We start from the raw sequence: 550 nt of genomic DNA, 5'->3' as shown, positions 1-550 counted from the left end.
CAAAAACTAGATCGCACACATTAGGCGCTTTGGATGACCCCCCTAGCATTCGTAGCGCTTAACGAACGATAATTGATTGATAAATAAGACAAACCGGACTGTATTGGCAGTCCGGTTTTTTTATGTCTCTTGTCATACAGATTTCAGTGCTGGGTCAGGGCGTGTTGCCATATCGAAAGCATCTCTTCACTAAACAAGTAAAAGCGCATGTCGAGTGCCGCGTATTCCGGTCTTTGACAAACGGCCATCGCGACTTCTGCTGCTTCTTGAGGTGGGTAACCATACACTCCGCAAGAAATCGCAGGCAGCGCCACACTTTGGCAGTGGTTGGCGAGCGCGAGATCCAGCGAACGTTGATATGCAGATTCCAACACCGCTTTTGGATCGGCGAATTTATCGTAAATCGGGCCAACGGCATGAATGACGTAACGCGCGAGTAAATTGCCAGCCTCAGTAATGCGGGCGTCACCAAACGGGCATCGAATACCGACGACATCATCAACGGCATAACACGCAGTGATACGCGCAGGCCCTGCTGGGCGAAGCATGG

Annotated in this window: 1 protein-coding gene; it reads right to left on the bottom strand. The window is 50.7% G+C overall.

Translation table 11 applies throughout. The features are described 5' to 3' along the window. Nucleotides 1-143: 143 nt before the first annotated feature. The coding region (locus R7Z50_RS30165; protein WP_318150105.1) for a macro domain-containing protein at nucleotides 144-550 on the bottom strand (407 nt) is incomplete at its 5' end.

The sequence above is a fragment of the Vibrio sp. 1249-1 genome (assembly GCF_033340495.1).
Note: the sequence above shows the minus strand (reverse complement) of the source record. Positions and strands in the feature narration are given on the sequence as shown.